General features: G+C 67.5%; 12 protein-coding genes. 5 read left to right on the top strand and 7 right to left on the bottom strand.

The window, feature by feature from the left end; all coding sequences use genetic code 11:
* The first annotated feature begins 79 nt into the window (after positions 1 to 79).
* Positions 80 to 373, top strand: a complete 294-nt coding sequence (locus ACP690_RS05975; protein WP_426260360.1) for a hypothetical protein — start codon at positions 80 to 82, stop codon at positions 371 to 373.
* On the opposite strand, the gene fdhD is transcribed toward ACP690_RS05975, so the two are convergent.
* From fdhD to ACP690_RS05960, 3 genes are read right to left on the bottom strand one after another with little or no spacing between them, the layout of a single operon-like run.
* Complete coding sequence (gene fdhD / locus ACP690_RS05970) at positions 370 to 1,161, bottom strand: formate dehydrogenase accessory sulfurtransferase FdhD (RefSeq protein WP_426260361.1); 792 nt, start codon at positions 1,159 to 1,161, stop codon at positions 370 to 372. The two genes, ACP690_RS05975 and fdhD, sit on opposite strands and share 4 nt — an antisense overlap.
* On the bottom strand, positions 1,158 to 1,751 hold the full coding sequence (mobA, locus tag ACP690_RS05965; RefSeq protein ID WP_426260362.1) for a molybdenum cofactor guanylyltransferase: 594 nt from the start codon (positions 1,749 to 1,751) through the stop codon (positions 1,158 to 1,160). Before mobA ends, fdhD begins: the two co-directional genes overlap by 4 nt.
* On the bottom strand, positions 1,658 to 3,946 hold the full coding sequence (locus ACP690_RS05960) for an FdhF/YdeP family oxidoreductase (protein ID WP_426260363.1): 2,289 nt from the start codon (positions 3,944 to 3,946) through the stop codon (positions 1,658 to 1,660). Before ACP690_RS05960 ends, mobA begins: the two co-directional genes overlap by 94 nt.
* Before the next feature lie 359 nt (positions 3,947 to 4,305).
* Here ACP690_RS05960 and ACP690_RS05955 point away from each other — a divergent pair, with 359 nt between their 5' ends.
* Both ACP690_RS05955 and trxB read left to right on the top strand, forming a co-directional pair.
* Positions 4,306 to 7,368: a TonB-dependent receptor domain-containing protein gene (locus ACP690_RS05955; protein WP_426260364.1), complete on the top strand. Its 3,063-nt coding sequence runs from the start codon at positions 4,306 to 4,308 to the stop codon at positions 7,366 to 7,368.
* Positions 7,369 to 7,457: 89 nt separating this feature from the next.
* Positions 7,458 to 8,426, top strand: a complete 969-nt coding sequence (gene trxB, locus ACP690_RS05950; protein WP_147034968.1) for a thioredoxin-disulfide reductase — start codon at positions 7,458 to 7,460, stop codon at positions 8,424 to 8,426.
* Between the two features lie 129 nt (positions 8,427 to 8,555).
* Here trxB and ACP690_RS05945 read toward each other — a convergent pair whose 3' ends face one another.
* The 3 genes from ACP690_RS05945 to ACP690_RS05935 are packed head-to-tail and all read right to left on the bottom strand — an operon-like array spanning position 8,556 to position 10,302.
* Positions 8,556 to 9,320, bottom strand: coding sequence for a hydrolase 1, exosortase A system-associated (locus ACP690_RS05945; protein WP_426260365.1), 765 nt, complete (start codon positions 9,318 to 9,320; stop codon positions 8,556 to 8,558).
* The gene (locus ACP690_RS05940; RefSeq protein ID WP_426260366.1) at positions 9,308 to 10,018 is read right to left on the bottom strand and encodes a hypothetical protein; all 711 of its coding nucleotides are present in this window, start codon (positions 10,016 to 10,018) and stop codon (positions 9,308 to 9,310) included. The genes ACP690_RS05945 and ACP690_RS05940 overlap by 13 nt, the downstream gene beginning before the upstream one ends.
* 11 nt (positions 10,019 to 10,029) lie before the next feature.
* Positions 10,030 to 10,302 (bottom strand): acyl carrier protein, encoded by a 273-nt coding sequence (locus ACP690_RS05935; protein ID WP_017978185.1) that lies wholly within the window; start codon positions 10,300 to 10,302, stop codon positions 10,030 to 10,032.
* Between the two features lie 85 nt (positions 10,303 to 10,387).
* On the opposite strand from ACP690_RS05935, the gene ACP690_RS05930 reads away from it, so the two are divergent.
* Both ACP690_RS05930 and ACP690_RS05925 read left to right on the top strand, forming a co-directional pair.
* Positions 10,388 to 11,881, top strand: a complete 1,494-nt coding sequence (locus ACP690_RS05930) for an acyl-CoA ligase (AMP-forming), exosortase A system-associated (protein ID WP_426260367.1) — start codon at positions 10,388 to 10,390, stop codon at positions 11,879 to 11,881.
* Positions 11,878 to 13,101, top strand: coding sequence for a pyridoxal-dependent decarboxylase, exosortase A system-associated (locus ACP690_RS05925; protein ID WP_426260368.1), 1,224 nt, complete (start codon positions 11,878 to 11,880; stop codon positions 13,099 to 13,101). Before ACP690_RS05930 ends, ACP690_RS05925 begins: the two co-directional genes overlap by 4 nt.
* A gap of 187 nt (positions 13,102 to 13,288) precedes the next feature.
* Here ACP690_RS05925 and ACP690_RS05920 read toward each other — a convergent pair whose 3' ends face one another.
* Entirely contained in the window at positions 13,289 to 13,726 is a 438-nt protein-coding gene (locus tag ACP690_RS05920) for a DUF4879 domain-containing protein (RefSeq protein ID WP_426260369.1), read from the bottom strand.
* Positions 13,727 to 13,872 lie beyond the last annotated feature (146 nt).

The following is a 13,872-nucleotide window of genomic DNA, read 5'->3' as shown; positions in this document are numbered from 1 at the left end:
TGTGACGCCATCGACAGACGGAACGCTTTGTTCACCATTGCCGTGCGATGGTAGGCGCTGGTCGGTTCGGGTCGCGTCGATGCCCTATCACTTTTCCAATGAACGTCGGACCGCCGATCGGCGGGTCGCCAAGCAGCCCCATTCGGGGCCCGAGCGTCGTCTGGCGGAGCGCCGGGCGACCGAGGTGAAGCTGGTCCGCAAGCCGCAGCCGATGCATCGCGGCGTGCTGTGGGCGGCGGTTCTGATGGTTCTGGTCCTGTCCGACAGCGTATGGCTCGACGGGGCATATCGCCACATGGTGACGGGTGGCATTGCCGACTGGGTCGCCAGCGTGCGCTATTGGTCCGATCACGTCTGGGACTGGCGCGCTTAGGCGAAGGCGCAAAACGGATCGTTCATCACCAGCATCGCGTCGGACCGCGCGAGCGCGATCAGCGTCAGACCGTGGGTGCGGGCGTGATCCAGCGCGAAGCTGGTGGGGGCGGAGATGCCGACCAGCAGCGGCGTCGCCGCGACCAGCGCCTTGTCGACCATTTCAAAGCTGATGCGCGAGGTGACGAGCGTGAAGGCCGAGCCTGCGCTCGCCTGCGCCTGCGAGCCGATCAGCTTGTCGAGCGCATTGTGGCGGCCGACATCCTCGAAGATTGCTGCGATTGCACCATCGGCGGTGCAGGCGGCAGCGGCATGGACGGCGCCAGTCGCGGCGTTGAGGCGCTGGTGCGCGCGAATCGCCGCCAGCGCGGCAAAGATCGCGGCCGGCTCGACGGCAGGGCGGGGCGGCCGCTGGCGCACGGGCCGGGCAAGCTGTTCCAGGCTGGCGATCCCGCACAGGCCGCATCCCGTATCGCTGCTGCGATGGCGGACGCGATCACGGATGCGGGGGCGGCAGTGCGCGGCAAGCGCAATCCGGACGATCCAGCCCGCCTCTGCCGCGAAGACGTCGATATCCTCGACGTCGGCGGCGGTGTCGGCGAGGCGTTCGGTCAACATGAAGCCGAGCGCGAAGACGTCGAGATCGCGCGGCGTCATCATCATCACCGCATAGCCCAGGCCGTCGACCTCGATCGCGACGGGGGCCTCGACCGCGACGTCGCGCAGTCCGCTCGTGGCGCGGCCATCGGCGTGGAGCACCCGGATCGGCTCGGGCCGCGACACGCTCACAGCGCGGCGAGATCCTCGGGTGTGTTGACGTTGGCGATCCGCCCCGGCGCGGCGATCGGCAGCGCGCCGATCTGTTGCGCCCAGCCGCGCACCGAGCGTCGGGCATCGCGCGCGATATGGTCGACGAGTGCGTCGGCGAGGTCGGCGGGCCAGTGGCCGATGACCGGCGCGTCGCTGCAATAGCTGGGCGCGCGGCGCAGCAGCGAAGCGACGAGCGCCTCGGGCAGGTACGGGGTGTCGCAAGGCACCGTCAGGACGCTGTCGAAGCCCTGCGTCGCTGCGTGGTGCAACGCGCCCGCAATGCCGCCGAGCGGGCCAAGGCCGGGGGCAGGGCGATCCGCGATTCCGCCCTCTCGCCCCACGACGACCACCGCGTCGGCCCAGCGTGCGCAGGCGTCGCGGACATGCGACAGCAGCGGCCGGCCGTCCCACAGCGCGGCGGCCTTGTCGCTGCCGAAGCGGCTCGACTGGCCGCCGGCGAGGATCGCGGCGAGGATCAGGCCGCTTTCTCCACCCGCACCGGCACGGATTTCCCCGCCGGAACATGGCTTTGTTCGGCCTTGTGCGTGACCGGCATCAGGATGTTGCATTCGGGGTAATAGCCGCCCAGGCAGCCGCGCGGAATGTCATAGGGCACGACGAGCAGGCCATCGACGCGCTTGTCGCCGTTGGTGCCCTCGTCGCCGACCAAATCGACCTTGTCGTGCTCGGCCAGGCCCAGTTCCGCCATGTCGGCGCGGTTCATCAGCACGACGTCGCGCGTGCCTTTGATGCCGCGGAACCGGTCGTGATAGCCATAGACGGTCGTGTTGAACTGGTCGTTCGAGCGCAGCGTCATCAGGCGGAAGCGGCCGGGGGCGTCCTTGAAACCGGTGGCGTTCAACGCGCTTGGTACGTTGAATTCGGCGCGACCGCTGTCGGTGAGCCACTGGCGGTGGGCGGCCGGCACGCCCTTCCAGAAGCCGCCGGGGATCCACATTCGTTCGTTAAAGCGGGCGAACTTGTCCGGATAGGTCGCCTCGATCGCGTCGCGGACGAGGCCGTAATCGCCGACCCACGCGTCCCAATCCACCTTCGGGTTGGGATCAAGCGTCGCCTTGGCGATGCCGGCGAGGATCGCGGGTTCGCTGAGCAATGTCTCCGCCGCCGGCGTCGCGCGGCCGCGGCTGCCATAGATGCGGCTGAAACTGTCCTCCATCGTCACCGCCTGCGGTCCGGTCGCCTGTTCGTCGGTCTCGATCCGGCCCAGGCAGGGGAGAAGGTAGCAGGTCTTGCCGGGCAACAGATGCGTGCGGTTGAGCTTGGTCGCGATGCTGACCGTGAGGTCTAGCGTCTGCCATGCCGGCTCGATCCGTGCGGTATCGGGCACCGCGCGGGCGAGGTTGCCGCCCAGGCCCAGGAACGCCTGCGCGCTGCCGTCGATGATATGTTCGCACGCCTCGACCGTGTCCCAGCCCTTGTCGCGCGGGGGATCGAAGTCATAGAGCTGCTGCAGCCGGTCGAGCGGGGCGAGCTCGGGCTTTTCGGTGATGCCGACGGTGCGCTGGCCCTGCACGTTGCTGTGGCCGCGGACCGGGCCGAAGCCGGCGCCGGGCTTGCCGACGTTGCCGCGCAGTAGCATCAGGTTCACCAGCGTGTGGAGGTTGTCGATGCCGTGGACGTGCTGGGTCAGGCCCATGCCGTAGACGCAGATGACCCGCTTCGACTTGGCGTAGACGGCCCCGGCGGCCTCCATGTCTTGACGGGTGATGCCGCTTTCATGCTCCAGCGTTGCCCAGTCGGTCGCGCGGACCATGTCGGCGAACGCCTCGAACCCCGTGGTATGCTCGGCGATGAAAGCGTGATCGAGGATCGCGGGGGCATTGATCCGCTGGCACTGGTCGTCCGCCTCGATGACGTATTTGCAGATGCCGACGAGAGCGGCGATATCGCCGCCGGCCTTCACCTGATGATATTGCGTGGCGATCGGTGTCGACTTGCGCGTCGCCATCTCGATCGGGTTCTGGGGATCGGTGAAGCGTTCGAGGCCGCGTTCCTTCAGCGGATTGAACACCACGATCTCGACGCCCCGCTTGGCGCAACTGCGCAAGGGGTGAAGAAAGCGGGGTGAGTTCACCCCCGGATTCTGGCCGAAATAGAAAATAGCGTCACACTGGTCGTAATCCGACAAATGGATCGTGCCGACGGGCGAACCAATTGCAGACTTGAGGCCGACCGATGTCGTCTCGTGACACATGTTGGAGGAATCGGGCAGGTTCTGGCTGCCGTACAGGCGCGCCATCAACGCCCACATGTAGCTCGTTTCCAGACTCGCGCGGCCGGACGCGTAGAAGATCACCTTCTTGGGATCGTAGCGCTTCAGATGCGTGCCGATATCAGCAAACGCCTCCGCCCAGCTGACCGCGACATAGCGATCGGTGGCGGAGTCATATTTCATCGGATGCGTCAGGCGCCCGGCCTGTTCCAGATCGTAATCCTTCCAGCCGCGCAAGTCGCTGACGGTATGCTGCGTGAAGAATTCGGGGGTGGTGCGATAGGTGGTCAGTTCCCACGCGGTGGCCTTCGCGCCGTTTTCGCAGAATTCGGCGATATGCGGATGCGCCGGCTTCCCCCAAGCGCACGAGACACACATGACGCCCCCGGGCTTGTTCAGCCGGGTCAGCTCGCGCGCGGTTTCCGGCCGCACCTTCTCGCGAAGGTTAATCTCCGCAACCGACTTCATCGATCCCCAGCCACCGGCGGGACCGGTGTAAGGTTCGGTGCTGATCGTCTGGTCGTCGCTCACGTCGCAGTCCCTCCGCTCGTCCGGACGCCAACGTCCCGCCCGGCGGTTGGATGCATGCCGCATGCCACCGCTTATGTACACGCCATCCGATATCTTATCACACGCCTGCCGGCCGGCGCGTGGCCAAACCTCACAATTTGAAGCAGCTTTGCGCAAATTGGTATTGTATTGATCTGAAAGGAGTGAGACCACGATGGTTCTGAGGGGTGGTTTCAAACAAACCGCAAGCAAATAAGGGGCGCTATGCTGTCCTTTATTGTTGGCTGTAACCGGGTGATCCGTGGCGATGACACACGGACATTCGCGCTGATCGGTCGCGGCGAAATGCAATCATCCCCGGATCACGAAGGGGAAAGAATATGATGATGTACAAGGGGATACTCGCCTCCACCTGTTGTCTGGCGGCGTTGCTCGCCATGCCGGCGCACGCCCAGGTCACGACCGATCAGGACGCTGCGACCCAGATCGGCGATCCGGTCGCTTCTGCGAAGCTCGCCGCCGATCGGGCACGCGACGATTCGGTCAACGCAGACAAATCGCAGGACATCATCGTGACGGGCACGCGCATCGCGCGGCCGAACAACCGCTCCGCGGCACCGATCACCACCGTCACGGTCGCCGACATCGCTGCCCAAGGCGCGACGACGATCGAAGAGGTGATGAACCGTTTGCCGCAGGTGCAGGCCAACGCCGAACAGAATTACGCCGATTCCGACGGCCGCCAGCGTATCAAGCTGCGCAGCCTGGGTTTCGAACGCACGCTGACGCTGGTCGACGGGCTGCGGCTTGGCATCCAGAACGGCATGGACGTCAGCTTGATCCCCAACGAGCTGGTCGAGCGGATCGACGTTCTGTCGGGCGGTGCCTCGTCGGTCTATGGATCGGACGCGGTCGCAGGCGTCGTCAACTTCGTGCTGAAGAAGGACTTCAACGGCATCGCGCTGACCGGCAACTACAGCTTCTTCAACCACGACAATCGCGCCAATCCGGTGACCGAAGCGGCGGGTCGGGCTTTCTTCCCGGCCAAGCAGGGCTGGACCAACGACGGCGGTCGGGCGAACGTGACGCTCACCGCGGGCAAGACCTTCCTGGACGGGGCGGTCAGCCTGTCGGGCTACCTCAACTATCGCCAGTCGGACCAGGTGAACCTGGGCGACCGGTCGCTGTCGGCGTGCGAAGTCACGCAGACGATCGCGACCGGTGTGCTCAACTGCACGCGGAGTACCTATACGCAGGCGGGCACGATCGTACCGGGCGGGATCGGTGTGGGCAGTACGTTGGTCAACGATCCCAGCGGGTCGGGCCGGTTCGTGCCGTATAACTCCGGTCCCGGCACCTCGACCAATCCGTTCGACGAACTGGCATTCCAGCGGCCGTTCAATCGCCTGAACACCGGCGCCTTCCTGAACGCCAGGATTTCAAGCGACATCGAATTGTACTCGACCGCGATGTTCTATCGCGACCGGTCGTTCAACACGCTACCCAACCGCGTCTATTCGTACAGCGCCTATGGCGCGCCGGCGTATCAGACCAACTGCGATAATCCGTTCCTGTCGGCGTCGCAGCGCACGACGCTGTGCGGTACGCGGACGACCGGGCTCGTGCCGCTCGACGTCCGCTATCGCTTCGATGCGCTGCCGCTGGTCGAGACGGGGTTCGAGAACCGGGGCGTGCGCATTGCGGGCGGCCTGCGCGGCAAGGTGCTCGACGATGCCTGGCGGTACGACATCGCGGGCGTCTATTCGATGATGCGCGCCAAGACGATCTACCCGTCGCAACCGGATTACGACCGCGTCAACCGGTCGCTGAACGTGGTGAACGTCAACGGCACGCCGACCTGCGCGTCGGTGGTCAGCGGTGCCGACCGCGCCTGCGTGCCGTTCAACGCCTTCATCCCAGGTAACAGCAACCTGGCGCTGAACGACTATATGTTCACCAGCACCGACGGGTCGCAGAACAGCACGTCGTTGATGTGGCAGGCGCTCGCGGTCCTGAACGGTGACCTTGGAAAGTACGGCATCACCTCGCCGCTCGCGGAGCAGGGCGTCGCGGTCGCTTTCGCCAGCGAATTCCGCGCCGAACTGTACAAGAGCAGCGCCGATGCCCAGTTCCGCGCCAGCAACGGCGGCACCGACGCGCGTTTCACGCAGAACGTCGTCGAATCGAACGTCGAGGTGCAGGCGCCGCTGATCGAGCACAAGCCGTACACCGACCTGTTGCAGGTCAACGGCGGCTATCGTGTGTCGAAGTACAACCGGCTGAACGGCACCTTCAACACCTGGAAGGTCGAGGGCATCTGGGCGCCGATCGCCGACATCGGCTTCCGCACGTCGTTCAACAAGGCGCAGCGCGCGCCGACGGTGATCGAGGCGGATCAGGCGAGCAACGTCAACTATACGACGTCGGGTCCGAACGATCCGTGCGCATCGACCCGCGATCCCAATTCGTCGAACCCCAACGTGCGGGTCGCACCCACGGCGTCGATCGAGCAATGCCGTCGCACCGGCCTGCCCGACAATCTGTACGGCAGCGCGACGCTGGACTGTTCGGCGCTTAACACCGGCTGCACCGTGCGCAACGGCGGGTTCAACCTGAAGCCCGAAACCGCCTATACCAAGACGTTCGGCGTGATCCTGCGCCCGCGCTTCGTCCGCGGGCTGACGGTGTCGGCGGATCGCTTTATCATCAACTTGAATGACTCGATCAACTTCTTCCAGGTCAACGACTTCCTCAACGGGTGTCTGACCACGGGGCTGCAATATTACTGTCGCGGTATCGTGCGAAACCCCGGCACCTACACGCTGAACAGCGCGCCGGGCGGCAATCCGACGACCGGCTATTATGCGCGCGGGACGAGCAACAGCTACAAGTCCCAGTCGCATGGCTGGGACTTCCAGGGGCAGTATACGCTGGGCCTGGCGGGGGCGGGGTCGCTCGACACGTCGTTCAACGGGACGCTGACGACCCGCGTCGGCAGCCAGGATACGCCCGATGCCACGCCGCGCAATTGCGTCGGCTATTACGGGCCGGGCTGTGGCGAAAGCATGCCGCGCTGGTCGCACGGCCTGCGCACCACCTGGACCAGCGCCGACAAGGTGGCGAGCGTGTCGCTCAACTGGCGGCACATCTCGGGCATGACGCTTAGCTACAACGCGCCGGCCGACACCGGCATTCCGGCGAACACGGCGCAGTTCCGCCGGTTCTACACGGGCGTGCCGACGTACGATTACATCGATCTGTCCACCAGCTTCGATATCGCCAAGCGCTTTGCGCTGCGGGTGTCGGTGAACAACCTGTTCGATCGCGACCCGCCGCTGCTTCCCGACTCGCGCAACGTGCTGGGCCTGCTGCGTAGCAATACGCTGTTCCGCTACGACCTGCTCGGTCGGCAGATCGTCGTGGGGGCGACCGCGCGCTTCTAATAGCGCGCCTTTGCCTATCGGATGGTTCAAAATCGTGGGCCGATCGCCTAGATCGGTCCACGACTCTTTCATCCGACAGGCACTTTTCCATGACCACTCATACCACCCGCATGCTGATCCTCGGTTCGGGGCCTGCGGGACTGTCCGCCGCGATTTATGGCGCGCGGGCGGGGATGCAGCCGATCGTCGTGCAGGGCATCCAGCCCGGCGGTCAGCTGACCACGACGACCGACGTCGAGAATTATCCGGGCTTTGCCGACGTCATCCAGGGGCCCTGGCTGATGGAGCAGATGCAGAAGCAGGCGGAACATGTCGGCACGCGGCTGATGTGGGACACGATCGTCGAGGTCGACCTGTCGAAGCGCCCGTTCCGCCTGATCGGCGATGGCGGCGACGTGTATGAAGGCGAGGTGCTGGTGATCGCCACCGGCGCGCAGGCCAAATGGCTGGGCATCGAGAGCGAGGAGCCGATGAAGGGCAAGGGCGTCAGCGCCTGTGCGACCTGCGACGGCTTTTTCTATCGTGGCAAGAAGGTCGCGGTGATCGGCGGCGGCAACACTGCGGTCGAAGAGGCGCTCTACCTCACCAACCACAGTGATGACGTGACGCTGATCCACCGCCGCGACACGTTACGCGCCGAGCGCATCCTGCAGGAGCGGCTGCACGCGCATCCCAACATCACAGTGCTGTGGAACAAGGAAGTCCGCGAGTTCGTCGACGGTGGCGGCACCGCGGGCCTCGTCGCGCTGGAGCTGGAGGATACGCAGACCGGCGAGCATTCGCGGCTCGATGTGCAGGGCGGCTTCGTCGCGATCGGCCATCATCCGGCGACCGAGCTGTTCCGCGGCCATCTGGCGCTCGACGACGATGGCTATATCGCGGTGGAGACCGGCTCGACGCGCACCAGCGTGCCAGGCGTGTTCGCGTGCGGCGACGTGGCGGACAAGGTGTACCGGCAGGCCGTGACGGCGGCGGGCACCGGTTGCATGGCGGCGCTGGATGCCGAGCGGTTTCTGGCGGCGGCGGAGTTCGCTGAGATGGCAGAGGCGGCGGAGTAAGCGCTTCGCTGCCGCTTCCGCCGCGAAACGTCTCCCCAGCGTAGGCTGGGGTCGTTGGCGGCTCTTGAAGTGCGATTTAATCGGAATCCCCGCCTGCGCAGGGATAACGCTGAGTTGGTCGCGTTGCGTCTAACGATAGGCGAGGGCGGAGAGGACGGCGTTGCGGAGCGCGCGCTGGTCTTCCGCCCGGGCGAAGCTGTGCGAGCCGGTGTCGATCCGCGTCGCGGGCAGGTGGCGCGCGGCAGCGGCATAGGCTTTCGCGGTGGCGTCGCCGCTGGCGAGCAAGATGGTCGCCGCGTCGCCCCAAGTTTCGATCGCAGAGACGACGCGGGTGGCGAGCGCTTGCGGCGATGAGGCGGCGGCCTTGCGCAGGCCCTTCATTGCCTTGGCGAGGTCGATGCGGCCGGTGAGCAGGCGGCGCCATGCCGTGGGGTCGGTGAGACGCTGGCGGTAGGTCGCGCGGATCGCGGCGGCAGGGGGCAGGGCGTCGTTGTCCTCGATCGTCCAGGGGTTGGCGAGCAACAGGCGATCAATGCCGGCGTCGCGGCCGAACAGCGCGAGCGTGCTCGCCGCGTCGCAATTGCCGAAGCCGACGATGCGGTCGACCTGTGGGGCGTGGGCGCGAAAGGCGGCGGTTGCGGCGATCAGATCGTCTCGAGCGGACAGGAAACCGCAGTTTTCGCCGGTCGAGTCGCCGATGCCGCGGCGGTCATAGCGAAACACCGGATGGCCCGCCGCTGACACCGACTGTGCGAGGAGCGCCATGCCGCGATGCGCGCCGCAGCGGATTTCGTTGCCGCCGGAGACGATGAGCAGGCCGGTCGTGCCGGGTGCGGCGTCGAGCGTACCGATCAGCGTGTCGCCCGCGCAGGGGAAGGCGATCAGGCTTCGCATGCGGCGATCCAGGCGGCGATGTCGTCGGCGAGCAAGTCGGCGAGGGCAGGGTCGTCGCCTGGTTCGACGCGGCGCCAGAGTGGGGCTGCGTCGATGTGACGGTCGGCGGGGGCGGGATCGGATGACAGGCGCACGACGCGGCGGGGCGTGCCGGGTTGATCGAAGGGGGTGGCGGCGGCCAACGACGCGAGCAGGTCCGGCGACAGGACGTTGCCTGCAACCTCGACGGCATCTGCGCCGTGCATCATTGCCTCCCGATCGCCGTCGTTACCCGCCGCCCGCCACGTCCGGTGCAGGTCGCGTAGCAGCGAGTCTCCGTCCTGGGGTGCAAGATGCCATCGGCCGCTACACGGCGCGAGGGTGTCGAGCAGGGCGCCGCTGCGTATGCCGACCGCATAGGCGCGACGGTCGTTGGCGAGGCAACGATGGGTCAAAGCCGTCAGGGCTTCCGCCATGCGCGGCACGGACAGTCCCGCAAGCGGCACCACGCTCTCGCCCTGTCCCGGCACGTCCGGCAGCAGGCCGGCGATCCCGCGTTCGGCTAGTCGGCGCAACAGGCCGACGGCGAAGGTGCGCGTGCGGTTGGCTTCTTCGAAGAGGGGCAGGGCGAGGATGACCACCGGCCCGGTGTCGGGGCCGAAGCGCAGCAGCACCTCGCGGCCGCCGCTCCAGTCGTAATGATCGATGCGCGGCGCCATGCCGCCCGACGCTAGACCAGCGCCTTGCCCGCGGCAAATTCGACGAGCGCGCCGAAAGTTTCGAGCATGTCGCCATCGACCTCGTCATCCTCGATCAGGATGCCAAGCCGATCCTCGATCTCGGTCAGGACGCCCGCGACCGCCATCGAATCGAGTTCCGGCAGCGCGCCGAACAGCGGCGTCGTCGCCCGGAAGTCCGCGACCCGCTCGGGCGAGAGGCCCAGCACATCGGCAAGGACGGCGCGAACGGTGGTTTCGACCTGGGTGTAGCCTTCGGGAAGCAAAGCGTTCGGCCTTCGATCGGGGACGTGCGCGGCTGCGTTAGAGGCTGGGGCTGCATTCGGCAATAACGTGACGCTATGAGGGGATATGGCGCCAGACCCGACACCGTTTCCGATCGACCATCTCCTGCGGGGAGACCCCGACGCCCCGGCGCTGATCGAGCGCACGCGGACGTGGCGCTTCGCTGAGATGGAGGCGGCGGTGGCGAGCGTCGCAGGCTGGCTTGCGGCGTCTGGATTGGCGCCGGGGGCGCGGGTCGCGACATGGCTACCCAAGACGGCGCTGGCGTGCGTCATGCCGCTCGCTGCGGCGCGGGCGGGGCTGGTGCATGTGCCGGTCAACCCGGCGCTGCGCCGGGCGCAGGTGGCGCACATCCTGGCGGACAGTGGCGCGGCGTTGCTCGTGACGCAGGCGGCGCGCGCGGCTACGCTGGAGGCTGGTGACCGGCCCGATGATTGCCGGCTGGTCGAGGCGGACGCGGTGCCGATGGCGGATGCCGGGCCGGGACGGTCGAACCGCGATCCGGCATCGCTGGCGGCGATCCTCTACACCTCCGGGTCGACGGGGCGGCCGAAGGGCGTGATGCTGAGCCATGCGAACCTGTGGATCGGGGCGGTGTCGGTCGCGCATTATCTGCGCCTGTCGCCCACGGATCGCGTGTTGGGGGTGTTGCCGCTGTCGTTCGACTATGGGCAAAATCAGCTGCTTTCGAGCTGGTATGCCGGGGCCGCGGTAGCACCGCTCGATTATCTGACCGCGCGCGACGTGGTGAAGGCGGTCGAGCGCACGCAGGCGACGACGCTGGCCGGGGTGCCACCGTTGTGGGTGCAACTGCTGGAGGCGGACTGGCCGGCGGAGACGGCGGCGCGGCTGCGGCGGCTGACCAATTCGGGCGGCGCGCTGACGGAGCGGCTGGTGCGCGGCCTGCGGTCGCGCTTCCCGCAGGCGGACCTGGTGGCGATGTACGGCCTGACCGAGGCGTTCCGGTCGACATGGCTCGACCCGGCGCTGATCGATGCGCATCCCGATGCGATGGGCCGGGCGATCCCCTTTGCCGAGGTGGCGGTGGTGAAGGCGGACGGGACGCGCGCGGTCGGCGAGCCGGGCGAACTCGTCCACGCCGGGCCACTGGTCGCGCAGGGCTATTGGCGCGATGCGGAGCGGACTGCGCAGCGCTTTCGTCCGGCGCCCGCGTGGATGGCGAGCGGTGGCATGGCGGTCTGGTCGGGCGACACGGTGCTGGAGGGCGCGGACGGCCTGCTGCGTTTCGTCGGGCGCGATGACGAGATGATCAAGAGCGCGGGCAACCGGATCAGTCCGCTGGAGGTGGAGGAAGCGGTACTCGCCGGTGGTGAGGCGCGCGAGGCGGTGGCGGTCGGCGTGCCCGATCTGCGCACCGGTCAGGCGATTGTGGTGGTGCTGGCGGGCGATCCGGCGGGCGAAGACGCCTTGCGCGCGCGGTTGCGCGGGCTGCTGCCGAGCTTCATGCAGCCGGCGCGCTACGACTGGCGCGAGGAATTGCCGCGCAACGCGAACGGCAAGCTGGACCGGGCGGCGATCCGGACGGAGACGAGAGCATGAAGCCGATGGGGACGCTGCCGCCCGAATTTGCCGGGCAGCGCGGCAGGTTGACGATCGCAGGACGACCTGCGGACGACTGGGCGGAGGCGACGCCCGTCTTCGTCTATGACGTCGGCATCGTCGCGGCGCGGGTGGCGCGGTTCCGGGCGGCCTTCCCCGACGTGGATCTGCATTATGCGATCAAAGCCAACCCCTTGCCCGCGCTGCTCGACCGGGTTGCGTCGCTGGTCGACGGGCTGGACGTCGCGTCGGGGGGCGAGCTGGAGAAGGCCTTGGCGGTGAAGCCCGCGTCGGCGATCAGCTTCGCCGGGCCGGGCAAGCGCGATGTCGAGTTGCGCGCGGCGATCCGGGCAGGCGCGACGCTCAACGTCGAATCGGACGGCGAGGCGGCGCGGGCGCTGCGACTGGGTGAGGAGCTCGGCATCGCGCCGCAGCTGGCGGTGCGGGTCAATCCCGACATCGAATTGCGCGGTTCGGGCATGCGGATGGGCGGGCGACCGTCGCCTTTCGGCGTCGATGCCGCCCGCGCGGGAGCGCTGGTCCGCGCGATCGTCGCGAGCGGGGCGGACTGGCGGGGCTTCCACATCTATGCCGGCAGTCAGGCGCTGGATGCCGGCGCGATCGCCGAGACGCAGGCCGCGACGCTGGCGCTTGCTGCGCGACTCGCCGACGAGGCGGGCGCCGCGCCGCCGCTGGTCAATCTGGGCGGGGGGTTCGGCGTGCCCTATTTCGCCGGCGACGTGCCGCTGGACGTCGAGGCGGTGGGCGCGGCGCTGAGCGAGGCACTGGCCACGCGGCCCGCCGTTCTGGGACAGGCCCGCTTCGCGATCGAGCTGGGGCGCTGGCTGGTGGCGGAGGCGGGCGTCTATCTGACGCGGATCGTCGATCGCAAGGAGAGCCAAGGCGAGACGTTCCTGGTCACCGATGGCGGCCTCAATCACCAGCTCGCCGCGTCGGGCAATTTCGGCACGGTGGTACGGCGCAACTATCCGCTTGCGCTGGCGCGCGACGTGGGCGGCGTGGGCGGCGTGGGCGACGAGACGGTGTCGGTGGTGGGGCCGCTGTGTACGCCGCTCGACCGGCTGGGCGACCGGATCGCGCTGCCGCATGCCGACGCGGGCGACCTGATCGCGATCTTCATGGCGGGGGCCTATGGTGCCAGCGCCAGTCCGTCCGGCTTTCTGGGGCATCCGCCCGCGGTGGAGATCGTCGCGGGTTAGGGGAAATCGGCATTCAGGTATGCCGCCGCCAATTCCTCCCCCGCCAGGGGAACGGAGAAGCCGTGCTAGAGGGGGGAAGCGACATATCGGTTTGCGCGTCCTCCCCCTCCGTCATGCCTTCGGCATGCCACCTCCCCCTGGCGGGGGAGGAATTAATGCTACCGCGTCGGTATTGGTCTGCGCGGGATCAGTCGATCGTGATCGTCGTGTCGAGCGTTACCGCCGGCAGGTTGGCGGACGTGTCCTGCAACGCGACCGTCGCGCCCTTGCGCAAGGGGCCGAGATGGTAGGTGATCTCCACGCCCGTCATCGGCTCGCCGGGGCGGCAGGCGCCCGCGGTCACCGCGCTGCCGCACAAGGGGCGCTGGGTGGAGGGTGGGGCCGCGACCGCACCGTCGATGCGAACGACACGCGCCCGGCCGATGCCGATTTCCTGCACGACGACGCTGATCGGCCCGGTATGTGGCCGGTTGGTGTGCGTCTGGTCGGGGGCGATCCGTTCGGACTGCGTCGCGGAACTGACGGCGACGATCTGAAGGCCGGTCAACGGCGGGGCGGATTGCGCACCCGCCGCCACCGGCGTAAGCGCCAGCATGAGGCCGGTGGGCAGGAAAAGCCGTGTCATCCGGCCAGCATACCCGCGCCGTCATTCTGTTGCGAGAGGGACGACGGTGGCCTTCCCTGCAGCGTCACTAACGCTATCTTCACCTCTCTCGCGCCATAGCCATCGCTCAAGCCCTTGATCTCACGTGTGCGTGGCGGTCCATGGGC

It is taken from the genome of Sphingomonas sp. DC4900 (assembly GCF_049896485.1).
GTDB classification, from domain to species: Bacteria; Pseudomonadota; Alphaproteobacteria; order Sphingomonadales; family Sphingomonadaceae; genus Sphingomonas; species Sphingomonas aquatilis.
The sequence above is the reverse complement of the archived record's forward strand: the minus strand, read 5'-3'. Positions and strand labels throughout refer to the sequence as shown.